Genomic DNA, 19,310 nt, shown 5'->3' with positions numbered 1-19,310 from the left:
CCGGAGCTTAGGCCCGCGCGGCGGTCCGCACTACAGCGCCGGCACGGGCACGCCGAGGCCGGCGGCGGTGCGGCGCAGATCCTCCCAGATATCGGCGGGCAGGGGCAGGCCCTCGCGCAGGCGCTTCTCACGGCTGCGGGCCTCCGGCTCGCCGGGCAGCAGGACGGGGGAGGCCGGGTCGATCGGCCGGCTGGACGCGACCCATTCCACATAGTCACGCCCCATCTGCTGGAACTCCGCCTCCGTGCCGAAATGCGCAGGGGAGAGGTAGATGGAGAGCAGGCCATTGGTGATGCAGCCCCGCGCATCGCGCGGCCCGGAACAGCCGCCCGCCGTGAAGGCGCCCGCCAGAAGCTCGCACATCAGCGCAAGGCCCGAGCCCTTGTGGTCGCCAAAGGCGCGGATGGCGCCAGGGCCATTGCCGGGAATGCGCGGCCCGACCTGCGGATAGTCGCCATAGAGGGTGCGCGGCTGGCCGGAGAGGGTGCCATCCGGCTCGATCAGCGCATCGGGCGGCAGCGGCTTGCCGCCATTGCTGGCCACCAGGATCTTTCCTTCCGCCACCAGGGAGGTCGCGAAATCCAGCACCACCGGGCGGCCTTCCAGCGGCACGCCGATGGCGATGGGGGCGGTGGAGAAGCGCCGGTCCACGCCGCCATGGGGCGCGACGAGGAAGGAGCCGGCCACATTGACGAAATGGACGGAGATCAGGCCATGTGCCAGCGCCTGCTCGGCATAGGTGCCGATGCGGCCGCAATGGCCGGAATTGCGGAGCGCCACCACGGCGGCGCCATGCTGCTTCGCCCGGGCGATGCCCAGATCCACCGCCTGCCTCGTCACGGCCTGCCCGAAGCCGAGCTGCGCGTCCAGCAGCAGGAAGGCGCCGCCATCCGTGACGATCTCGGGCTTGCGGCCGGCGTGGAGATAGCCGGCCCTGTGCCAGTCCACGTAGCGGGGCACCCGCACCACGCCGTGGCTGTCATGGCCCGCGAGGTTGGAGGCGACGAGGTGGCTGGCGATGGCCTGCGCCTCGTCGGCTTCGCAGCCGATGGCGATGAAAATGCCGTGGATCATCTCCTCCAGCGCCGGGGCCTGGAGGGTGACGTAGCTTCCGGTATCCATGGATGATCCTTCAGGCAAGACTGGCGACGGCCTTCGCCCCCGCCGCGTTGTCGCGGTTGTAGGTGGGGGTGATGACGATCTCATTCAGGCAGACATGGTCCGGCAGGCTGGTGGCGAAGAGCACGGCGGCCGCCACATCCTCCGGCTGCAACATGCGCGCGCGCTCCTCGGCCGAGGGCGGTTGCGGGCGCAGGTCCAGGATGGGGGTCGCGACCTCGCCCGGGCAGATGCAGGTGCTGCGGATGTTGTGGATGCCGTTCTCGGCGTTCAGCGAGGCGGAGAGGGCGACGAAGCCCGTCTTGGCGGCGATATAGGCGGGGCCGGAAACCGGCGAGAAGCCTTTGCCGGCCACGGAGGCGATCTGCACGATCAGCCCGCCGCCGCGTGCCTTCATGCCCGGCAGCACTGCCAGGCTGGTCATGAAGGGCGCGGTGAGGTTCACGTCCACCAGTTCCTGCGCGTCGGGCAGCGCGAGCTGGTGCCAGTAGCGGCGCGGCTTGTTGGCGCCCGCATTGTTCACCAGCAGCGCCGGGGCTTCCGGCAGCCGCTCCACCACCGCCTGGATGGCGGCGGCGTCGGTGACATCGGCGGGCAGGATCAACGCTTCCTGTCCGCCTTCCAGCAGGGCCGCGGTTTCCCGCAGCGCCGCTTCGCGCCGTCCCGTCAGGGCCAGCCGCCAGCCGGCGCGCGAGAGGGCGACGGCGACGGCGCGCCCGATGCCGGAACCGGCGCCGGTGATCCAGGCCAGCCCGCTCACAGCACGCGCCCGGTCTGCGGGTCGAGGAGATGCATGTTGTTGAGGTCGGCGGCCATGGGCAGGGGCAGGCCGGGCGCCGCGGGGGCGGTGGGGTCCACGCGCCCGCAGACCTCGGCGCCGTCCATGCGGAAATGCACCAGCGTCTCCATTCCCATCGGCTCCGTCACCTCCGGCACGGCCGGGAAGGGGGCGACATTCGGCCGGTCGAGGTTCTTGGCTTCGGTCAGATGCTCCGGCCGGATACCAAAGACCACCTCGCGCCCCGCCAGCGGCGCGTAGCGGCTGGTCCGTTCGGCGGGCACGGGCAGGATGATGTCGCCGGGCAGGTGCAGCCGCAGCGCGCCCGAGGCCTGCTCCAGCCGCGCGGCGATGAAGTTCATCGCCGGGCTGCCGATGAAGCCGGCCACGAAGCGCGTCCTGGGATTGTGGTAGAGTTCCTGCGGCGGGCCGACCTGTTCGATGACGCCGTTGTTCATCACCACCACCCGGTCGGCCAGGGTCATGGCCTCGACCTGGTCATGGGTAACGTAGACGGTGGTGGTGCGGACCGTCTGGTGCACCTTCTTGATCTCGGTACGCATCTGCACGCGCAGCTTGGCGTCGAGGTTGGACAGCGGCTCGTCGAAGAGGAAGACCTTCGGGTCGCGCACGATGGCGCGGCCCATGGCGACGCGCTGGCGCTGGCCGCCGGACAGCGCCTTGGGCTTGCGGGCCAGCAGGGGCGTGATGTCGAGGATACTCGCCGCGTGGTCCACCCGGCGCTTGATCTCCTCCTTCGGAAATTTCCGCAGCATCAGGCCGAAGGCCATGTTCTCCGCCACGGTCATGTGCGGGTAGAGCGCGTAGTTCTGGAAGACCATGGCGATGTCGCGGTCGCGCGGGGGAACGTCGTTCACCACCCGGCCGCCGATGGCGATCTCGCCATCCGAGATTTCCTCGAGGCCCGCGATCATCCGCAAGGTGGTCGACTTGCCGCAGCCGGAGGGGCCCACCAGCACCACGAATTCATGGTCCGCGATGTCCAGGTCGATGCCCTTCACGGCCTGGACGCCACCCTCATAAGCTTTGACAACCTTCCGGAGCGTCACCTGCGCCATTGCGGTCTCCTCAGCCCTTTGTTGCGCCGGCGGTCAGCCCGGCGATGTAGTAGTCCATGAGGAAAGCATAGACGAGCAGCGGCGGCAAAGCCGCCATCAGCGCGCCCGCCATGATCTTGCCCCACTGGAAGGTATCCGCCCTGATCAGGTCGGAGACGATGCCCACCGTCAGCACCATCTGGTCGGAGGAGACCAGGAAGGCCATCGGGTAGATGAAGGCGGCCCAGGAGACGGTGAAGGCGAAGATCATCGCCGCCAGGATGCCTGGCAGCGCGACGGGAATGAAGATCTTCCAGAGCATCTGCAAATGCCCGGCGCCGTCGATCAGCGCGGCCTCGTCCAGTTCCTTGGGGATGGAGGCGAAGTAGCCGATCATGATCCAGGTGCAGAAGGGCACTGTCAGCGTCGGGAAGATCAGCACCATGGCCAGCAGGTTGTTGTAGAGGCCCATGGAGCCGATGATCTGGAACATCGGGATGAAGAGCAGCGTCTCCGGCACCAGGTAGGTCAGGAAGACCCCGGTGGCGAGGGTGGCGCTGCCCCAGAATTTCATCCGCGCCAGGGCGAAGGCCGCCAGGGTGGAGATCACCATGCTGATGACCACCGTGCTGAGCGTGACGATCACCGAGTTGCGGAAATGGATCATGTAATTGCCCTGGGTCAGCAGCTCCCAGTAGTTCGACAGCGTGGGGCTGCGGACGATCCAGGGATTGCCGGACAGATCGGCGATCTCCGCGCTGCTCTTCAGGCTGGTCATCAGCATGTGGAAGGGCGGCGTCATGAAGAAGATCACGAAGACCGCCAGCGCCACATAGGCGCCGATCATCGCCCAGCGGCGTTCGGAGGCGATGCTGCCGAACTTGCGTTCCGCCGGCACGAAGGGGGTGGATGCGGTGGTGGTGCCCATGTCACGCCATTTCCTTCGAACGCTTGTTGACGCCGCGCAACGTGAAGATCGCGAAGACGGCCAGCAGCGGGAACATGAAGAGGCTGACAGAGGCGCCGAGCGGAATGTCGCCCGACTGGATGCCGACCTGGAAGGCATAGGTGGCGAAGACATGCGTGCTGTCCTGCGGACCGCCATTGGTCAGGATTCGCACGATGTCGAAGTTGGCGAAGGTGACGATCAGGCTGAACAGCACGGTGATGCTGATGATGTTGCGCATCATCGGGAAGGTCACGAAGCGCAGCTTCTGCCATGCGCTTGCGCCGTCGATCGAGGCTGCCTCGTAGAGCTGGTCGGGCACCGATTTCAGGGCCGCCAGATACATGATCATGAAGAAGGGCGCGCCATACCAGACATTCACCAGGATGACCGAGAAACGCGCCCAGCCCGTGGCCCCCAGCCAGGGCACGGGATCGACGCCGATGCCCGCCAGCGCCCAGTTGAAGGCGGAATAGGAGGGGTCGAACAGCCACCACCAAGCCAGGGTGGAAATGGCGGGCGGGATGACCCAGGGCACCAGCAGCATACCGCGCCATTTCCGCTGCCCCTTGGAGGGCAGCGCGTGCAGCACATGCGCCAGCACGAAGCCGATCAGCGCCTTCAGCAGCACGGCCGAGACCGCGAAGAGCATCGACTGGAACACGACATTCCAGAAGGTCTCACGCGAGAAGAGGAACGTGAAGTTCTCGATGCCGATGAAGCGCGTCTGCCGCCGGTTCAGCGTCGAGAGGTAGAGCGCGTAGATGAAGGGATAGACCACCAGGCCAAGGATCAGCAGGATCAGCGGCAGGGTCAGCAGGAAGGCGGTGGTGGAATTCCGCCGGGCCAGCCGCCGCATGGTGCTCCTCTGCGGTGGCGCTGCGGGGGCGGAGGATATCACGGCCTGGGACATGCCAGAGTTCCCTCGGGAAAAGGGGAAGCGCCCCGGCGGCCAGACACCGCCGGGGATATTTCACGCGGTCGGTTCAGCCGCGCTGGAAGCCCTCCAGCTCGCTGCTCGCCCAGGCGATGGTGCGCTCGACCGGCTCCTTGTTCTGCACGACGCGGGCGATCATCTTCGCCTGGATGCCCTGGTTGTACATCTGCACCGCGATATTCGGCGGCGCTGGGTAGTCGGCGATGAACTGCTCCGACTTGTGGTGCGGGCGGACGGGGTAGTTGTAGACCACGCCGGTCGGCGGGCCTTCCTTCTGCCAGGTCTCGAAATCGGTCATGCTGGTGAAGGGCGGGATGTCGTAGCCGTTGCTGACGGCCACCATGGCCTGCGCCTGCTCCCGCTCGCTGAGATGCTCCACAAGAGCCTTCGCCGCGCCCTTGTTGCGGCTGAAGGACCAGATGCCCCAGAAATAGGGCAGGTAGGGGGTGAAGCGGCCCGCCTTGCCGGCGGGGGGCGGGAAGGTCCAGCACTGTTCCGCCACCTGCGGCGCGTCGCGCTTGGCCACGGCCCAGGCGCTGGGCGGGTTCAGCACCAGCGCCGACTTACCGGAGATCAACGCCCGGTTGTTCGAGGCATCGTCCCAGGAAAAGACATCCGCCGGCAGGAATTCGCAGAGCCTGCGGGCATATTCCAGCACGGCGCGGACATCGTCGGACTTGGCGGTGATGTCGCCCTTCGAATTCACCAGCTCCGCACCGAAGCTGCGGAAGAGGCTGCCGGTCCAGTCGGTGGCATCGGGGAAGGTGCCCAGCGGCAGGCCGAAGGGGAAGCCGGCCTTGTGGCAGCCCTCAGCCGCTTTCAGGAAGGCGTCCCAGGTCCAGGCATCCACATTGGCGCCGGAATCGTTGGCCGGGAACATGGCCTGCACATCGATGCCGCCATGCTGCTTCAGCAGGTCCATGCGACCCAGCGGCGGCTTGTTCTGGCTGCCGGAAATCGCGGGCACGGCGCGCCACTTGCCATCCACCTTCGCCAGGTATTCGACGATGGAATTGACCTTGCCGTATTTCTGGCCGAGCCGGTTCATCACGTCATCGACCGGCTCCAGCAGCTCGGACTGCGCATGCACCTCCCATGTGGGGAAGGAGAGCATGTCATGCCCCTGCTTGGCCTGCGCTTCTGCCGCCAGGGTGAGAAGATTCTTGTTGCCGACGCTGGTGATGAAATCCAGCTGGACATCGACCCGGTTCTTCTGGGCCCAGTCCATGACGATCTTGCGCATGCCGTCATTGCCGGCCGGAACCCAGTGATCCCAGAGCCCGAGGGCGAGGCGGCCCCCGGAAGTCTGTCCGTGTACATTGACCAGGGGCAGCGTGCTGGCTGCCGCCCCGGCGGCACCTGCGCGCAGCACAGAACGCCGGGTGAACCCGTTGCCTTCCATTCCGTTACTCCTCCTGCGGACGGGCGGTGCTTTGCCGCCTTGGGGCATATTTGCCCTCCTCGCCGGCACCGAGGTTACGCAGCCGTTGAGCCACCTTGCAACGGTTCTCACGAGTCAGGTCGTATCACCTTACCTCCAGCGTGAGCTGGGCTGCGGGCGCCGTCTTGCCCCTTTGGCTCGCCGGGCACAGGATAGTTGGCATGACCACCCTTCCGACCCATGACGACGTGCAGGCCGCCGCCCGGCGCCTGCAAGGCCGCGTGCTCCGCACGCCCATGCTGCGCCACCCCCTGCTGGACGAGATCGCCGGCGGCACCGTGCTGATCAAGCCGGAATGCCTCCAGCGCACCGGCAGCTTCAAGTTCCGCGGCGCCACCAATGCCGTGCTGAAGCTGGACGCGGCGCAGCGCGCCGCGGGCGTGGTGACGCATTCCTCTGGCAACCATGGCCAGGCCATCGCCTGCGCGGCGATGACGGAGGGCGTGCGCGCCCTGATCGCCATGCCCGCCGATGCCCCCTCCATCAAGGTGGAGAGCACGCGCCGCTGGGGCGCCGAGATCACCTTCTTCGACCGCGCCACCACCGACCGCGAGACCCTGGCGCAGCGGCTGGCGGAAGAACGTGGCGGCACCGTGCTCCCGCCCTTCGACCACCCCGACGTCATCGCCGGGCAGGGGACCCTGGCGCTGGAGCTGGCCGAGGATGCGGCGGCCGCCGGCCTCTCGCTGGACATGCTGGCGGTCTGCACCGGCGGCGGCGGGCTGGTGGCCGGCTGCGCCCTGGCCATGGAAGGCGCTTCCCCCGCCACCGGGGTCTGGGCCGTGGAGCCGCAGGGCTGGGACGATACCGCGCGCTCCCTGGCGGCGGGCGAGCGCATCGCCAATGACGGCCGGGGCGAGACGCTCTGCGACGCGCTGCTCTCCATGCGCCCGGGCGCGCTGACCTTCGCCGTCAACCAGCCGCGCCTGAAGGGTGCCGCCGTGGTGACGCCGGAGGAGGTCTTCCGTGCCATGAGGCTGGCCTTCGAGACCTTGAAGGTCGTGGTGGAGCCGGGCGGCGCCGTGGCGCTGGCGGCGGTGCTGGCGGGCAAGCTGCCGGCGCGCGGCCGCACGGTGGGCGTGGTGCTCAGCGGCGGCAATGTGGACCCCGCGGTCTTCACGCGCGCCCTGGCTGCGTGATGCTGGGGATCCCGCCGCAATACCGGCCCCGGGCGCTGGTGGCGCTGGTGGCCGGTGTCCTGGTGGCGGTGGTGTCACGGGGGCTCGGCGCCGGGGGGCTGCACGCGGTCATGTTCGGCTGGTGCAGCTTCGTGGTAGTGCATGCGGCGCTGCTGCTGGAACACCTCTGGGCGGCCAGCGCCGAGCATATGCGCGCGCGTGCCCGCGCGCTGGATGAGGGCCGCGCTGCGGTCCTGGGGCTGTCGCTGCTGGCGGCGGCGGCCTCCCTGGTGGCGGTGGCGCTGGACCTGGTCGATTCCCCGCCTGGCTACACGGCGCTGGGCGCGGCGACGGTCATGCTCTCCTGGATCTATGTCCACCTGCTCTTCGCGCAGGATTACGCGCGGGAATACTGGCTCAGCGGCGGCGGCATCGAGTTCCCCGGCGGCACCAAGGACCCGGTCTTCTCCGAGTTCCTCTACCTCGCCTTCAGCATCGGCGCGACCAGCGGCGTGACAGATATCGTGACGCATTCCCCCGCCGTGCGCCGCGTCGTGCTGCTGCACGGGCTGATCGCCTTCGCCTTCAATGCCGTGATCGTGGCCGGTGCCGTCGGCATCGTCACGGGACTTGTGAATGTGGTGCCTTCATGATCCTGCGACCCCGCCCCGGCGCCTGGGCGCTGCTCTTCGTACTGCGCGGCTCCATCGTGCCGGTGATGGCGCCGCGCCTGCTGAGCGTGGCCCTGCTCGGCGTCCTGGTGGTGGTGGCGGCGCGGCAATGGCCGGGCTGGGTGCCGCAGCTGCCGCTCCCGGCCTTCGCGCTCTTCGGCCTGGCGTTTTCCATCTTCCTCGGCTTCCGCAACAACGTCTGCTACGACCGCTGGTGGGAAGCGCGCAGCCAGTGGGGGCGGCTGATCGTCGAGACGCGCGGGCTGGCGCGGGAGTCGACGGCGCTGCTGGGGCCGCGCCCGGAGCTGGTGCGACGGGGCATCGGCTTCACCCACGCCCTCTGCGCCCGGCTGCGGAAGCGGGACGAGCTGGCTGCGGCCCGGCCCTGGCTACCGGCGGAGGAGGTTGCCGCCATCGCCGCTTCGCCCAACATCCCGGATGCCATCCTGCTCCTCATGAATGCCGAGCTGGCCCGGCTGTGGCGGGAGGGGGCACTGAGCGACATGCTCTACCGCGGGCTGGTGGCGCGGCTGCAAGGCCTGGCGGAGATGCAGTCGGCCTGCGAGCGCATCCTCACCACCCCCTTGCCCTTCGCCTATACACTGCTGCTGCACCGCGCGGCCTTCCTCTTCTGCCTGCTGGTGCCCTTCGGGCTGGTGGGTGTCATCGGCCTCGCCACGCCGATCGCCTCCGCCATGCTGGCCTATGCCTTCTTCGGCCTGGACGTGCTGGGCGACCAGCTGGAGGACCCCTTCGGAGAGGACCCGAACGACCTGCCGCTGAATGCCATCACCCGGATGGTCGAGATCGAGCTGCTGGCCACGCTGGGGGAGACCGACCTGCCGCCGCCCCTGGAGCCCGTGGACTACTTCCTGAGCTGACGCTCCATGGGTGCCATGGCGTGCCGGGGCGGCTCTTGCTAGAGCATGAGGGGCCCCGGCAGAATCGCCGGGCAAGTAACGATGCGCGCCGAACAGCGGTCCGGCGGTCATGGAGCAGGCCGGCGAGCGGCTCCGGGACCGCCAGGGCCAGGAAGAACGGGATCGTCAAGAATCCCGGCCAGACCACATGCCTCGCAGCTCGAACCGGGAGATGTCTCCGATGCCTTTGCTGGAGGTGAAAGACCTCACCGTCCGCTTCGATACCGCGGGCGGCGCCGTGCATGCCGTCAGCGGCGTGACCTACAACCTCGAAGCCGGCGAGACGCTGGGCGTGGTGGGGGAGAGTGGCAGCGGCAAGAGCGTGCATGTACTGGCCATGCTCGGGCTGATCCCGAAGCCGCCGGGCCGCATCGCCGGCGGGCAGGTGATCTTCGAGGGGCGCGACCTGCTGAGCATGCCGGAGCGGGAGCTGCGCGACCTGCGCGGCAAGCGCATCGGCATGATCTTCCAGGACCCCATGACATCGCTCAACCCGGTGCTGACGGTGGAGCGGCAGATCGCCGAGGCCATCACCAGCCATGGGCTGATGTCCAGGCGCGCCGCGGAGGCGCGGGCGGTGGAACTGCTGGACCTCGTCGGCATCCCCGACCCCGGGAAGCGGGTGAAGCAGTATCCCCACCAGTTCTCGGGCGGCATGCGCCAGCGCGTCATGATCGCCATCGGCGTGGCCTGCGAGCCGAAGCTGCTGATCGCGGATGAGGCGACCACGGCGCTGGACGTGACGGTGCAGGCGCAGATCCTCGACCTGATGAAGGACCTGAAGAAGAAGCTCGGCATGGCGATGATCTGGATCACCCATGACATGGGCGTGGTGGCCGGCCTGGCCGACAATGTGCAGGTCATGTATGGCGGGCGCATCATGGAGCGTGGCCCCGCGCGCGCCGTCTTCAACGACACGCGCAGCGCCTATACCTGGGGCCTGCTGCGCTCCCTGCCGGACCATAGCGAGGGCCGGGTCTATGAGACGCATACGCCCGGGCAGGTGAAGCGCCGCCCCCGGCTGCAGCAGATCGCCGGCGCGCCGCCGGACATGACCAACCCGCCGCCGGGCGATCCCTTCGCGCCGCGCAACCCCTTCGCCACCGAGCGCTGCTTCCGTGAGGTCCCGCCGCTGGTGCAGGCGCGGGATGCCGCGCCGGGGCATCTGGTGGCCGCCTGGTACGACCTGCCGAGGGCCCTGGCCCAGCGACCGGACCTGGCCGAGAAGGGAGCCGCGGCATGAGCGCGGGCAAGGGGCAGGCGCCGCTGCTGCGGGTGGAAGGGCTGACCAAGCATTTCCACACCACCAAGGACATCTTCGGCCGCCCCACCCATACCGTGCGGGCGGTGGACGGCGTCTCCTTCGAGATCGGCTATGGCGAGACGCTGGGGCTGGTTGGCGAATCCGGCTCGGGGAAGTCCACCACGGGGCGGCTGGTCCTGCGGCTGGAGGAGCCGACGGCCGGCGAGGTCTATTTCGAGGGGGAGGAGATCAGCCGCCTCGGCCACAGCCGCCTTGCACCCATCCGCAAGCGGTTGCAGGTGGTCTTCCAGGACCCCTTCTCCTCGCTCAACCCCCGCCTGAGGGTCGGGGAGAGCGTGGGCGAGCCGCTGCGGACCCATGGCATCGTCCATAACGCCGCCGAGCGGCGGGACCGGGTGGCCGCGCTGTTCCGGCAGGTCGGGCTGGACCCGAAATTCATGGACCGCTTCCCGCACCAGTTCTCGGGCGGCCAGCGGCAGCGCATCGGCATCGCCCGCGCCATCGCCCTGGGGCCGAAGCTGATCGTGGCGGATGAGCCGATCACGGCGCTCGACGTCTCCATCCAGGCGCAGATCGTCAATCTCTTCCTCGACCTGCAGGAGGAGATGGGGATGGCCTATCTGTTCATCGCCCATGACCTCGGCATGGTGCGGCATCTCTGCCACCGCGTGGCGGTGATGCTGCGCGGGCGGATCGTGGAAATGGGCAGCACGGAGCAGGTCTTCGCCAATCCGCAGCATCCCTATACCCGAGCCCTGATCTCCGCCGCGCCGATCCCGGACCCGGACCGGGAGGCCGCGCGCCGCCGCATCCCCTACGACCCCGTGCCGCCACCACCCGGCGCGGTGCTGCAACAGGTGGAACCCGGCCACTGGGCGCTCGCCAGCAGTTGAAAGCTGATATTCACGTCATGCTGTCCTAGTCTGGCGGTATGACGCACCGACCCTTCTGGCTGGCCCTGGCGGCCATGCTGGTCGCCGCCCCGGCCCTGGCGGATGGCCGCTTCCCGAACGACCTGACGGAATTCGACCAGCAGAGGCTCGAACGCTTCGACAGCGCGCGGAGGGAAGCCATCGCCGCCGCACGCGCCGGCGGCACGCCGGCCGATGTGGCGGAACTGGCGGAAGTGCTGAAGGGCCAGGCGGTGGAGATGGCCCCGGCCAGGATGGCGGGCGAATGGCGCTGCCGGGCGCTGAAGCTAGGTGGCCGGCCGCCGCTGGTGATCTACCGCGACTTCAAGTGCCGCATCACCGATGACGAGGAGGGGCTGCGGCTGGAGAAGCTGACGGGCTCCCAGCGCACCTCCGGCATCTTCTACGACATCGGAGGCGCGCGCCTGGGCTATGCGGGGGCCGAGGCCTGGGGCGAGGAGAAGCCGCTGCGCTACAACATGGACCTGAGCCGGGATCAGGTCGGCTACCTCATCCCGCTGGCCGAAGACCGGATGCGGCTGGAACTGCCGCTGCCGCTCTATGAATCGCGCTTCGATATCCTGGAGCTGCGGCGCTAGCCTCAGGCTGCGTATTGTCTTGCTCTGGAGCAGGATCGGACGACACTCGGCGGTACAGCGATGAGAGGGCGGGGAACATCATGAGCGCTTCCTACTCGGGCGCCTGCTTCTGCGGTGCCGTCGGGCTTCGCGTGAGCGGCCAGCCGAATGTCATGGGCTACTGCCACTGCCGTTCCTGCCGTTCCTGGTCCGGGGGGCCGGTGAATGCCTTCAGCCTCTGGTCCCCTGAGGCCGTGGAAGTCACTAGAGGCTGTTATGAACCACTCATAACATGCTGGATCTGCTCGGCCTTCCGCAGGTAGGTCCGCTGGGGAAGGCCAGCAAAATCAGTTCTCTAGCACCAGGTTCATAACAGCCTCTAGGGGCGCCGAGCACATTGGCACCTATGCCAAGACGCCGATGAGCGAGCGCCAGTATTGCAGGCTGTGCGGCGGCCACCTGATGGCGCGCCACCCGCCGATGCAGATGGTCGATGTCTTCGCCGCGACCATCCCCGACCTGCCCTTCGTGCCGGCCGTGCATGTGCACTACGCCGAAACCGTGTTGCCGATGCGCGACGGCCTGCCGAAGTTCCGTGACCTCCCGGCCGAGGGCGGCGGTTCGGGCGACCTCATGCCGGAATAGGGCGGTGCATCGCGGGGGACATCCGGCCGCGCCAGGGCATGGCTAGCCGATGGTGCCCGGGCCTGGCTTGGCGCCTCGAAGCCCCTTGACGGCCCCGCCCGTGACGGGCACCCCCGCAGCCATGTCCGAGAACGAGAATCCCGACTTCGCCGCCGCCTCCGCGCCCTATCACGACCTGCTGGGCATGCGCCTGGAGGAATGGCGGGATGGCTACGCCCGCGTGGCGATGGAAGCCGGCGAGCAGCATATGAACCGCAGCAACATCGTGCATGGCGGCGTCATCCTCTCCATGATCGATCAGGCGGCGGGCTTCTCCGGCCTCTGGTGCAGCGTGCCCGGCAATGCCCGCCGCGCCGTGACCATCGACCTGGACTGCCGCTTCACCGGCCAGACCCTGGCCGGGCGCGTGGTGGCGGAGGCGCGGATGGTATCGCGCGGCCGCAACATCTATTTCGTCCGCACGGAGGTCTTCAACGCGGCCGGGCAGATGGTCGCCTTCGGCAGCTCCACCCACCGCTGGCGCAAGGGCAGCGAGACGGTGGAAGGCGTGCCGGAGCAGCCCCCGCAGCCCCCGCAGCCCCGCTGACCGCAACCGGACCGCGCCTGGGTGGTTTTCCTCCCTGAAACCGTCAGGGAAGAATACGTGATGAGCACTCCTCGGAACGACGACGAGATGCGCGTGAAGGTGCGCGAGATGATCCAGGACATCCAGGTCGCCATCATGGTGACCACGGACCCTGAGGGCCATCTGCGCGGGCGCCCGATGCGCGCCCAGAAGCCCGATGCGGATGGCAAGACGCTGTGGTTCTTCACCCGCGACGACAGCCCGAAGGTGGATGAGATCGAGGGTAACCCGCGCGTGCTGCTGGGCTATTCCGATACCCGCAGCCAGGATTTCGTCTCCATCTCCGGCCAGGCGCGTGTCGTGCGGGACAAGGAGATGAACAAGAAGCTCTGGACCGAGGACCTCCGCACCTGGCTGCCGGAGGGACCGGAGGGAGAGGGCGTCGCGCTGATCGCCGTGGAGATCCAGGGCGCCGAATACTGGGACGCCGTCTCCTCCAACATCACCTTCGCCTTCGGCTATGCCAAGGCGGCGGCCACCGGCAAGCCGGCCCATACGGCCGAGAATGCCAAGGTCTCCTTCCACGACTGATCCGGGACGCTGACAGCACCCGTTCCGCACCGCCCGCCGCGAGGCCGGGCGGTGCTTCCGTTCACGGCCTGCGCCAGACGCCCCGCACGACCTCGGCCAGACCCTGGTGCTTGGGACCCTCCTCCAGGCGCACCGTGCCTTCCAGGCATTCCAGCACCTCCAGCGGGGCGAATGCTGCTTCGGCCAGCCCGCGTGTCCAGAGCAGGGCAGCGTCCTTGGGGCCGCCGCTGGGGCGTCCCTGCTGCGCCGGGCTGAAGCATTCCAGCACCAGCAGCCCGCCCGGTGCCAGCGCGCGCAGCGCCCCCGCGACCACCGCCGCCCGGTCCTCGGGCGGCAGATGCAGGAAGATCCAGGCGATCAGGTCGTAGCGCGCCTCCGGCCAGGGCCAGCGCGTCAGGTCCGCGGCCTCCGTCGCCAGGGTCACGCCCCGCGCGGCGGCCAGCTCACCGGCGCGGGCCAGCCCGGCGGCGGACCAGTCCACCGCCGTCACGCGCAGCCCGCGCTGGGCCAGCCAGACGCCGTTGCGGCCCTCGCCATCCCCCAGCGCCAGGGCCTCGCCCTGCCGGGGCAGGCGGGGGGCGAGGCTTTCCAGGTAGCGGTTGGGCGCCTGCCCGAACATCCAGGGCTGGGCGGCGTAGCGGGCATCCCAGGCCAGGCTGTCGCTCACGGGGCCGGACTCCAGCCGGCCGGGGCGAGTTCGAAGCCGGCGAAATCGAAGGCCGGGCTGACGGTACAGCCTACCAGCACCCAGCCCGACAGGGGCCGCGCCGCCTGCCACCAGCCCTTCGGCACCAGTCCGAACGGCTCCTCTCCGCCAATGAGGTCGGGCCCCAGCCTCCTCTCCTCCACCTTCCTGCCATCGGCCGAGAGGGAAAGGGTGAGCGGGCCGCCGGCATACCAGTGCCAGGCCTCGGCCGCGTCCACCCGGTGCCAGTGGCTCCTCTCGCCAGCGGCGAGCAGGAAATAGATGGCCGTGCCGGCACCCCGGCCACCCCCGGCGGGCGCATCGCGCCAGATCTCCCGGTAGTGACCGCCTTCCGGATGCGGCTTCAGTCCCAGGGCCTCGATCACCGCCACGGCCGGCAGGCTGGCGTCGCGCAGGTCCGGTGCCCGCATCAGGCGGGCGCCGTCGCGCGCATCGCCTCATGCGCCGAAACCTCGGCGAACCAGGCAGCCAGCTTCGGCCGCCCCTCCCGCCAGGGATCCTGGCCGAAGCGGAAGTCTAGGTAGCCCAGCGCGCAGGCCGTAGAGACGGCGCCGATATCGTGCAGGCCGCGCGGCGGGGCGGCCTCCAGCTGATCCAGCGCACGGCCGATCGCCGCTCTGGCGCGGCCATCCGCCGCCTGGCGCCCCTCATCCTGGGGCCAGGGCTGCTGCAGCCGGCGGCCGACGGCGGCATCCATGATGCCGTCGGCCAGCGCCTGCATCACCAGCGCCGGAATGCGCTCCGGCAGTTCCGCCGGGAACATGCCGCGCGCCGTTCCGAAGCCGTCCAGATACTCGCAGATCACCGGGCTGTCGTAGATCGCCATGCCCTCCACCGTCAGCAGGCAGGGGACCTTGGAGAGCGGGTTGCTCGCCAGCAGTTCCGGCGGGCTGACATGCGGATTGGTCTCGATCCGCTCGATCCGGTCATCCAGCCCGCGCAGCATGGCGCAGAGCACGACCTTCCGCACATAGGGGCTGGTGGCGGAGTAGAAGAGCTTCATGGACGGTGCCCCATCAGCCGCGGAAATTGTCCTTCGCGGCGCGGATCTCTCCGAGCCGCTTGGCCGAGCTGGCGCGCAGGAAGGGATTGGTCTTCATCTCCTCACCCAGCGTCACCGGCACGGTCGGGCGCCCCTGGGCGCGGGCCGCGGCCACGGCGGCGGCCCGGTCCTTCAGATCCTGGTTGTCCGGCTCCACGGTCAGCGCGAAGCGGGCATTGCTTTCGGTGTATTCATGCCCGCAGCAGACCAGCGTCTGCGGCGGCAGCGGCTTCAGCAGGGAGAGCGCCCTGAACATATCCTCCGCCGTGCCTTCCAGAAGGCGGCCGCAGCCCAGCGAGAAGAGCGTATCGCCGCAGAGCAGCACGTCGCCGTCGGGGAAGTAGAAGGCGATATGGCCGATGGTATGGCCGGGGCTGTCGATGACGCGGCCCTCGGTCTCGCCGATCGACACGGTGTCGCCGGGGATCACGCCGATATCCAGCTTCGGCAGGCGATGCGCGTCGGCCTGCGCGCCGATGACCTTGGCGCCGTATTTCGCCCGCACCTCGTCGACGCCGTTCACATGATCGCCATGGTGGTGCGTCAGCAGGATCAGGTCGCAGCGGCCGCCGGCGGCATCCAGCGCGGCGATGACCGGCGCGGCCTCGCCGGGGTCGCAGATGGCGACCGTTCCGGTCGCCTGGTCCCGCAGCAGCCACGCGTAGTTGTCCGAGGAATAAGGCACGGCCTGGACTGTCACGGTCATTCGTCTTGTCCTTCTCTCGTGTTCGAAAGGGGGCAGTGCAGGAAGGGCGTGTCAGCCCCGGTATCCCCCCTTATATCGGATGCATGAGCGCGGAGGTCCACTCATCCCCCGAATCGGCCTCGGAGTCCCCGCACCGGGACTTCTACCACTCGCCCACCGGCTGCGTGGCGGCGCGGCTGTTGCGGGAGCGGATGCTGGAGCTGTGGCCGGACCTGACGGGCCGGTGCGTGCTGGGGTTGGGCCATGCCACCCCTTACCTGTGCCTGTGGCGGGACAGGGCGGAACGCGCGCTGGCCGCCAGCCCGGCCGAGGCTGGGCAGCAGCCCTGGCCGCCTGGCCATGCCAATCTGAGCACCCTGGTCGAGGAGACCGGGCTACCGTTCCCCGACTTCTCCTTCGACAATGTGCTGTTGGTGCATGGGCTGGAGACGGCCGAGAACGGCCGCCGCCTGTTGCGTGAGGTCTGGCGCGTGCTGAAGGAGGATGGCCGGCTGCTGGTGGTGGTGCCCAACCGGCGTGGCATCTGGGCGCATTCCGACACCACGCCCTTTGGCCAGGGGCGCCCCTATTCCCCCGGCCAGATCTCCCGCCTGCTGGGCCGGACGATGTTCACGGTGGAGCGGCGGCGGAGCGCGCTGTTCATCCCACCCTTCCAGAGCCACATGCTGCTGCGCGGCGCCGGGATATGGGAACGCGCGGGCCGTGCCCTGGCGCCGCGCTTCGCCGGCGTGACCATGGTGGAGGCACGGAAGGAAATGTTCGGCGCCGTTCCGGCGGGCGCCGTCTCCGTGCAGGGGCGGCGCGTGCTGATACCGGCGGGGATGCGCTTCGCTTCCGGAGAGAAGCGGCCGGCGGCCTGACCCCAGCACTCAGCCGCCGGTGTTCAGCAGGTCAGGGGCCGGCCGGCATTCCACGGTGAGATGCGCCAGTTCATGCACCGGCGCCAGCCTTGCGCGAATGGCCTCGGCGCCCGCCGGGCCGCTGGCGCTGACGATGGCGGCATGCGCCTCCGGCCCCACGCGCCAGACATGCAGGTCGGTGATACGGGCATCTCCGGGGCCTTCCACATGCCGGCGGATCTCGGCCTCCAGTTCCGGGTCGGTGATGTCCAGCAGTACGGCGGCGCTGTCCCGCATCAGCCCCCAGGACCAGCGGGCGATGATCAGGGCGCCCAGGATGCCGATGGCCGGGTCCAGCCAGACCCAGCCGAGATAGCGGCCCGCGAGCAGCGCGGCGATGGCCAGCACCGAGGTCAGCGCATCCGCCAGCACATGCAGATAGGCGGCGCGCAGGTTGCTGTCCCCACCATGCGCGTGCCGGTGGCGATGGCCATGATCGTGACCGTGATCGTGGTCATGATGCTGCCCGCCGCCCAGCAGCAGGGCGCTGGCGACATTCACCACCAGTCCCAGCACCGCCACCAGCGTTGCCTGACCGAAGGCGACGGCACGCGGCTCCAGCAGCCGCGTGCCGGATTCGATGGCGATGCTCAGCGCCACCAGGCCCAGCACCAGCGCCGAGGCGAAGCCCGCGAGGTCGCCCACCTTGCCGGTGCCGAAACTGAAGCGGCGGTCATGGGCATGGCGGCGCGCGAAGGCATAGGCCCCCGCCGCCACCGCCAGGGCGCCGGCATGGGTGGCCATGTGGAAGCCGTCCGCCAGCAGCGCCATGGAACCGAAGATGCTGCCGGCCAGGATCTCCGCCACCATGGTGGCGGCGGTGAGGGCGACCACCCAGAGGGTGCGGCGCGCATTCTCGTCATGCCGCTCGCCCAGGAAGACATGCGCGTGGTCCGACGGTCCCCTGCCCATGTCCCGCCACTGCCGCGACCGCGCCATGGGGTTAGCGCCCGAGATGCCTGTCGAAGAAGACGGCGATTTCCTCGAAGGCTTCCCGGGTCTCGGGCGCGGTGTCGTCGCGGTAGAACTGGGCATGCGACTGGCCCTCATAGACCTGCAAGGAGGCCTCCACCCCGGCGCGCCGCAGCGCGCGATGCATGCGCGCGGTGTTGCTCAGCAGCAGGTCGCGCGTACCGGTGGTGAGGATGGTGGGCGGGAAGCCACGCAGGTCGCCGTAGATGGGCGAGAGCAGGGGGTCCCTGAGGTCGTGCCCCCTGGCATAGAACCTGGTGGCGGCATCGCAGAATCCGTCCGGCGAGACGAGGACGTTGTCCACCTTCGCATTGGTCTGGAAGGAATCGCCCGCCCCTGTCACATCCGACATCGGCGTGCCCGGCGCGATGGCGGCGGGCAGCGGCAGCCCCTCCTGCTTGGCCCGCAGCACCATCTCCAGCGTCAGGGCGCCACCGGCGGAACTGCCGAAGATCGCCATGTTCCTGGGGTCCGTGGTCTGCGTCGCGGCCTTCCAGACGGCCATGGCATCGTCCAGCGCTGCCGGGAAATAGGCCTCGGGCGGCATGCGGTAGTCCACCGCGATGACCCTGAAACGGCCGAACCCCGCCATGAACACCGCCTCGGGCAGCGCGGCTTCCCGTGGGTTCAGCACGTAGCAGCCGCCATGCACATGCACGAGCAGGCGGTTCTGGTTTTCCGGCGGAATGACTTCGGGGGTGAGGAGATAGACCTTCACGCCTCCAATGGTCTGCGGCTCGACCTTCACGCGCAGCCGTTGCAGCAATGCCGGAAGGGTCTGGCTGGCCGATGCCGCGCCCGCATCGGCCAGGGCTTTCCAGCCTTCAGGCGTGGTGGGGGGTGTGTCCCAGCCCGGCCGCAGCGGCGCGCCGATCAGCTTCTGGATCTGCGGGCTGACAGTGCCGGGCACCGGCAGGTCGCGCGCCGGCACCTCCCGTGGCGGGAATTCCGGGGTCTGCGCCAGTGCGGCCGGCGCGCAGGCCAGCAGTGCCGCCGCAGCCGCGAGGCACGGGATGGAAGGGATGGACACGGAGGTTCCTCCAGATTCTGGCTGGAGAACCACTCAATGCCGGGTTCGATCCCCCAACAAGCTGCGCCGCCGGGGATGCCTGTCACATCCCGGTGCGCCGCGCCAGCCGGGGGCGCCGCTAAACGATTTCCTCGTAGAGCAGCCGTGCCTCGGGCGCCGGGCCGCGTCGCGCGGCCAGGGCCAGCACGCGCCAGACCTGCACCACGCCGCGCTCCGGCCCGCCGAGGGCCAGTGTCAGCACATCGCCCGGGCGCAGCTTGGCATGGGGCTTATCGACGGGCTGGCGGTTCAGGCGGATCGTGCCGCGTTCGACGAAGCGGCTGCATTCCGCGCGGGTCTTGGCCACCCGCGCGCACCACAGCCACTTGTCCAGCCGCTGCCAGTCCCGGTCCTCGGTCTCCGCCACGCCCGGC

At 69.2% G+C, this 19,310-nt stretch carries 24 protein-coding genes; 11 read left to right on the top strand and 13 right to left on the bottom strand.

Annotation, left to right across the window (positions count from 1 at the left end; all coding sequences use genetic code 11):
• Nucleotides 1-30 precede the first annotated feature (30 nt).
• The 6 genes from IAI58_RS14270 to IAI58_RS14245 all read right to left on the bottom strand — a co-directional run bounded on the left by IAI58_RS14270 (nt 31) and on the right by IAI58_RS14245 (nt 6,240).
• The gene (locus tag IAI58_RS14270; protein ID WP_207445607.1) at nt 31-1,122 is read right to left on the bottom strand and encodes a malate/lactate/ureidoglycolate dehydrogenase; all 1,092 of its coding nucleotides are present in this window, start codon (nt 1,120-1,122) and stop codon (nt 31-33) included.
• Nucleotides 1,123-1,132: 10 nt separating this feature from the next.
• Nucleotides 1,133-1,879, bottom strand: a complete 747-nt coding sequence (locus tag IAI58_RS14265) for an SDR family oxidoreductase (protein ID WP_207445606.1) — start codon at nt 1,877-1,879, stop codon at nt 1,133-1,135.
• Entirely contained in the window at nt 1,876-2,976 is a 1,101-nt protein-coding gene (locus IAI58_RS14260) for an ABC transporter ATP-binding protein (protein ID WP_207445605.1), read from the bottom strand. Before IAI58_RS14260 ends, IAI58_RS14265 begins: the two co-directional genes overlap by 4 nt.
• A gap of 10 nt (nt 2,977-2,986) precedes the next feature.
• Nucleotides 2,987-3,883: a carbohydrate ABC transporter permease gene (locus IAI58_RS14255; RefSeq protein WP_207445604.1), complete on the bottom strand. Its 897-nt coding sequence runs from the start codon at nt 3,881-3,883 to the stop codon at nt 2,987-2,989.
• A 1-nt stretch (nt 3,884) separates the two neighbouring features.
• Nucleotides 3,885-4,814 carry a carbohydrate ABC transporter permease gene (locus tag IAI58_RS14250; protein WP_207445603.1) on the bottom strand — a complete coding sequence of 310 codons (930 nt, stop codon included), beginning with the start codon at nt 4,812-4,814 and terminating at the stop codon, nt 3,885-3,887.
• A gap of 73 nt (nt 4,815-4,887) precedes the next feature.
• On the bottom strand, nt 4,888-6,240 hold the full coding sequence (locus IAI58_RS14245) for an ABC transporter substrate-binding protein (RefSeq protein WP_207445602.1): 1,353 nt from the start codon (nt 6,238-6,240) through the stop codon (nt 4,888-4,890).
• 200 nt (nt 6,241-6,440) lie between these two features.
• Between IAI58_RS14245 and IAI58_RS14240 the strand changes: the two genes are divergently transcribed.
• The 10 genes from IAI58_RS14240 to IAI58_RS14195 all read left to right on the top strand — a co-directional run bounded on the left by IAI58_RS14240 (nt 6,441) and on the right by IAI58_RS14195 (nt 13,542).
• Entirely contained in the window at nt 6,441-7,418 is a 978-nt protein-coding gene (locus IAI58_RS14240) for a threonine ammonia-lyase (RefSeq protein ID WP_207445601.1), read from the top strand.
• The gene (locus IAI58_RS14235; protein ID WP_207445600.1) at nt 7,418-8,050 is read left to right on the top strand and encodes a DUF1345 domain-containing protein; all 633 of its coding nucleotides are present in this window, start codon (nt 7,418-7,420) and stop codon (nt 8,048-8,050) included. Before IAI58_RS14240 ends, IAI58_RS14235 begins: the two co-directional genes overlap by 1 nt.
• Complete coding sequence (locus tag IAI58_RS14230; RefSeq protein ID WP_207445599.1) at nt 8,047-8,949, top strand: bestrophin family protein; 903 nt, start codon at nt 8,047-8,049, stop codon at nt 8,947-8,949. Before IAI58_RS14235 ends, IAI58_RS14230 begins: the two co-directional genes overlap by 4 nt.
• A gap of 220 nt (nt 8,950-9,169) precedes the next feature.
• Nucleotides 9,170-10,231, top strand: coding sequence for an ABC transporter ATP-binding protein (locus tag IAI58_RS14225; RefSeq protein ID WP_207445598.1), 1,062 nt, complete (start codon nt 9,170-9,172; stop codon nt 10,229-10,231).
• Complete coding sequence (locus IAI58_RS14220; protein WP_207445597.1) at nt 10,228-11,145, top strand: ABC transporter ATP-binding protein; 918 nt, start codon at nt 10,228-10,230, stop codon at nt 11,143-11,145. The genes IAI58_RS14225 and IAI58_RS14220 overlap by 4 nt, the downstream gene beginning before the upstream one ends.
• Before the next feature lie 38 nt (nt 11,146-11,183).
• On the top strand, nt 11,184-11,762 hold the full coding sequence (locus tag IAI58_RS14215) for a DUF4893 domain-containing protein (RefSeq protein WP_208775962.1): 579 nt from the start codon (nt 11,184-11,186) through the stop codon (nt 11,760-11,762).
• An 80-nt stretch (nt 11,763-11,842) separates the two neighbouring features.
• Complete coding sequence (locus IAI58_RS23615; RefSeq protein WP_208775961.1) at nt 11,843-12,064, top strand: GFA family protein; 222 nt, start codon at nt 11,843-11,845, stop codon at nt 12,062-12,064.
• Nucleotides 12,065-12,161: 97 nt separating this feature from the next.
• Nucleotides 12,162-12,386 (top strand): hypothetical protein, encoded by a 225-nt coding sequence (locus tag IAI58_RS14205; protein WP_208775960.1) that lies wholly within the window; start codon nt 12,162-12,164, stop codon nt 12,384-12,386.
• Nucleotides 12,387-12,507: 121 nt separating this feature from the next.
• Nucleotides 12,508-12,972 carry a PaaI family thioesterase gene (locus IAI58_RS14200; RefSeq protein ID WP_207445594.1) on the top strand — a complete coding sequence of 155 codons (465 nt, stop codon included), beginning with the start codon at nt 12,508-12,510 and terminating at the stop codon, nt 12,970-12,972.
• Nucleotides 12,973-13,032: 60 nt separating this feature from the next.
• Nucleotides 13,033-13,542 carry a pyridoxamine 5'-phosphate oxidase family protein gene (locus tag IAI58_RS14195; protein ID WP_207445593.1) on the top strand — a complete coding sequence of 170 codons (510 nt, stop codon included), beginning with the start codon at nt 13,033-13,035 and terminating at the stop codon, nt 13,540-13,542.
• A gap of 61 nt (nt 13,543-13,603) precedes the next feature.
• Here IAI58_RS14195 and IAI58_RS14190 read toward each other — a convergent pair whose 3' ends face one another.
• Genes IAI58_RS14190 through gloB form a run of 4 tightly spaced genes read right to left on the bottom strand, consistent with a single transcriptional unit; the run spans nt 13,604 to nt 15,996 of the window.
• Nucleotides 13,604-14,209, bottom strand: coding sequence for a class I SAM-dependent methyltransferase (locus IAI58_RS14190; protein WP_207445592.1), 606 nt, complete (start codon nt 14,207-14,209; stop codon nt 13,604-13,606).
• Nucleotides 14,206-14,658 (bottom strand): cupin domain-containing protein, encoded by a 453-nt coding sequence (locus IAI58_RS14185; RefSeq protein WP_207445591.1) that lies wholly within the window; start codon nt 14,656-14,658, stop codon nt 14,206-14,208. The genes IAI58_RS14190 and IAI58_RS14185 overlap by 4 nt, the downstream gene beginning before the upstream one ends.
• Nucleotides 14,658-15,251, bottom strand: coding sequence for a glutathione S-transferase family protein (locus IAI58_RS14180; protein WP_207445590.1), 594 nt, complete (start codon nt 15,249-15,251; stop codon nt 14,658-14,660). Before IAI58_RS14180 ends, IAI58_RS14185 begins: the two co-directional genes overlap by 1 nt.
• 13 nt (nt 15,252-15,264) lie before the next feature.
• Nucleotides 15,265-15,996 carry a hydroxyacylglutathione hydrolase gene (gene gloB / locus IAI58_RS14175; protein WP_207445589.1) on the bottom strand — a complete coding sequence of 244 codons (732 nt, stop codon included), beginning with the start codon at nt 15,994-15,996 and terminating at the stop codon, nt 15,265-15,267.
• Nucleotides 15,997-16,079: 83 nt separating this feature from the next.
• Here gloB and IAI58_RS14170 point away from each other — a divergent pair, with 83 nt between their 5' ends.
• On the top strand, nt 16,080-16,856 hold the full coding sequence (locus tag IAI58_RS14170) for a class I SAM-dependent methyltransferase (protein ID WP_207445588.1): 777 nt from the start codon (nt 16,080-16,082) through the stop codon (nt 16,854-16,856).
• 9 nt (nt 16,857-16,865) lie between these two features.
• Here IAI58_RS14170 and dmeF read toward each other — a convergent pair whose 3' ends face one another.
• The 3 genes from dmeF to IAI58_RS14155 all read right to left on the bottom strand — a co-directional run bounded on the left by dmeF (nt 16,866) and on the right by IAI58_RS14155 (nt 19,303).
• Nucleotides 16,866-17,834 carry a CDF family Co(II)/Ni(II) efflux transporter DmeF gene (gene dmeF, locus IAI58_RS14165; RefSeq protein WP_237182236.1) on the bottom strand — a complete coding sequence of 323 codons (969 nt, stop codon included), beginning with the start codon at nt 17,832-17,834 and terminating at the stop codon, nt 16,866-16,868.
• A 4-nt stretch (nt 17,835-17,838) separates the two neighbouring features.
• A complete protein-coding gene (locus IAI58_RS14160; RefSeq protein ID WP_207445587.1) occupies nt 17,839-18,897 on the bottom strand; it encodes an alpha/beta hydrolase in 1,059 nt (352 codons plus the stop codon).
• 118 nt (nt 18,898-19,015) lie between these two features.
• Nucleotides 19,016-19,303 carry an RNA-binding S4 domain-containing protein gene (locus IAI58_RS14155; RefSeq protein WP_207445586.1) on the bottom strand — a complete coding sequence of 96 codons (288 nt, stop codon included), beginning with the start codon at nt 19,301-19,303 and terminating at the stop codon, nt 19,016-19,018.
• Between the last annotated feature and the right edge of the window lie 7 nt (nt 19,304-19,310).

It is taken from the genome of Roseomonas marmotae (genome assembly GCF_017654485.1).
Lineage (GTDB): Bacteria > Pseudomonadota > Alphaproteobacteria > Acetobacterales > Acetobacteraceae > Pseudoroseomonas > Pseudoroseomonas marmotae.
This window is presented reverse-complemented; position numbering and strand designations above follow the sequence as displayed.

What these genes read in the sequence shown, in the direction of transcription:
- IAI58_RS14235 (WP_207445600.1), top strand. Translation starts at nt 7,418, where the DNA reads ATGCTGGGGATCCCGCCGCAATACCGGCCCCGGGCGCTGGTGGCGCTG.
- IAI58_RS14255 (WP_207445604.1), bottom strand. Translation starts at nt 3,883, where the DNA reads ATGGGCACCACCACCGCATCCACCCCCTTCGTGCCGGCGGAACGCAAG.
- IAI58_RS14180 (WP_207445590.1), bottom strand. Translation starts at nt 15,251, where the DNA reads ATGAAGCTCTTCTACTCCGCCACCAGCCCCTATGTGCGGAAGGTCGTG.
- IAI58_RS14205 (WP_208775960.1), top strand. Translation starts at nt 12,162, where the DNA reads ATGAGCGAGCGCCAGTATTGCAGGCTGTGCGGCGGCCACCTGATGGCG.
- IAI58_RS14170 (WP_207445588.1), top strand. Translation starts at nt 16,080, where the DNA reads ATGAGCGCGGAGGTCCACTCATCCCCCGAATCGGCCTCGGAGTCCCCG.
- IAI58_RS14225 (WP_207445598.1), top strand. Translation starts at nt 9,170, where the DNA reads ATGCCTTTGCTGGAGGTGAAAGACCTCACCGTCCGCTTCGATACCGCG.
- dmeF (WP_237182236.1), bottom strand. Translation starts at nt 17,834, where the DNA reads ATGGCGCGGTCGCGGCAGTGGCGGGACATGGGCAGGGGACCGTCGGAC.
- IAI58_RS14270 (WP_207445607.1), bottom strand. Translation starts at nt 1,122, where the DNA reads ATGGATACCGGAAGCTACGTCACCCTCCAGGCCCCGGCGCTGGAGGAG.
- IAI58_RS14240 (WP_207445601.1), top strand. Translation starts at nt 6,441, where the DNA reads ATGACCACCCTTCCGACCCATGACGACGTGCAGGCCGCCGCCCGGCGC.
- IAI58_RS14185 (WP_207445591.1), bottom strand. Translation starts at nt 14,658, where the DNA reads ATGCGGGCACCGGACCTGCGCGACGCCAGCCTGCCGGCCGTGGCGGTG.
- gloB (WP_207445589.1), bottom strand. Translation starts at nt 15,996, where the DNA reads ATGACCGTGACAGTCCAGGCCGTGCCTTATTCCTCGGACAACTACGCG.
- IAI58_RS14220 (WP_207445597.1), top strand. Translation starts at nt 10,228, where the DNA reads ATGAGCGCGGGCAAGGGGCAGGCGCCGCTGCTGCGGGTGGAAGGGCTG.
- IAI58_RS14215 (WP_208775962.1), top strand. Translation starts at nt 11,184, where the DNA reads ATGACGCACCGACCCTTCTGGCTGGCCCTGGCGGCCATGCTGGTCGCC.
- IAI58_RS14250 (WP_207445603.1), bottom strand. Translation starts at nt 4,814, where the DNA reads ATGTCCCAGGCCGTGATATCCTCCGCCCCCGCAGCGCCACCGCAGAGG.
- IAI58_RS14260 (WP_207445605.1), bottom strand. Translation starts at nt 2,976, where the DNA reads ATGGCGCAGGTGACGCTCCGGAAGGTTGTCAAAGCTTATGAGGGTGGC.
- IAI58_RS14245 (WP_207445602.1), bottom strand. Translation starts at nt 6,240, where the DNA reads ATGGAAGGCAACGGGTTCACCCGGCGTTCTGTGCTGCGCGCAGGTGCC.
- IAI58_RS14230 (WP_207445599.1), top strand. Translation starts at nt 8,047, where the DNA reads ATGATCCTGCGACCCCGCCCCGGCGCCTGGGCGCTGCTCTTCGTACTG.
- IAI58_RS23615 (WP_208775961.1), top strand. Translation starts at nt 11,843, where the DNA reads ATGAGCGCTTCCTACTCGGGCGCCTGCTTCTGCGGTGCCGTCGGGCTT.
- IAI58_RS14200 (WP_207445594.1), top strand. Translation starts at nt 12,508, where the DNA reads ATGTCCGAGAACGAGAATCCCGACTTCGCCGCCGCCTCCGCGCCCTAT.
- IAI58_RS14195 (WP_207445593.1), top strand. Translation starts at nt 13,033, where the DNA reads ATGAGCACTCCTCGGAACGACGACGAGATGCGCGTGAAGGTGCGCGAG.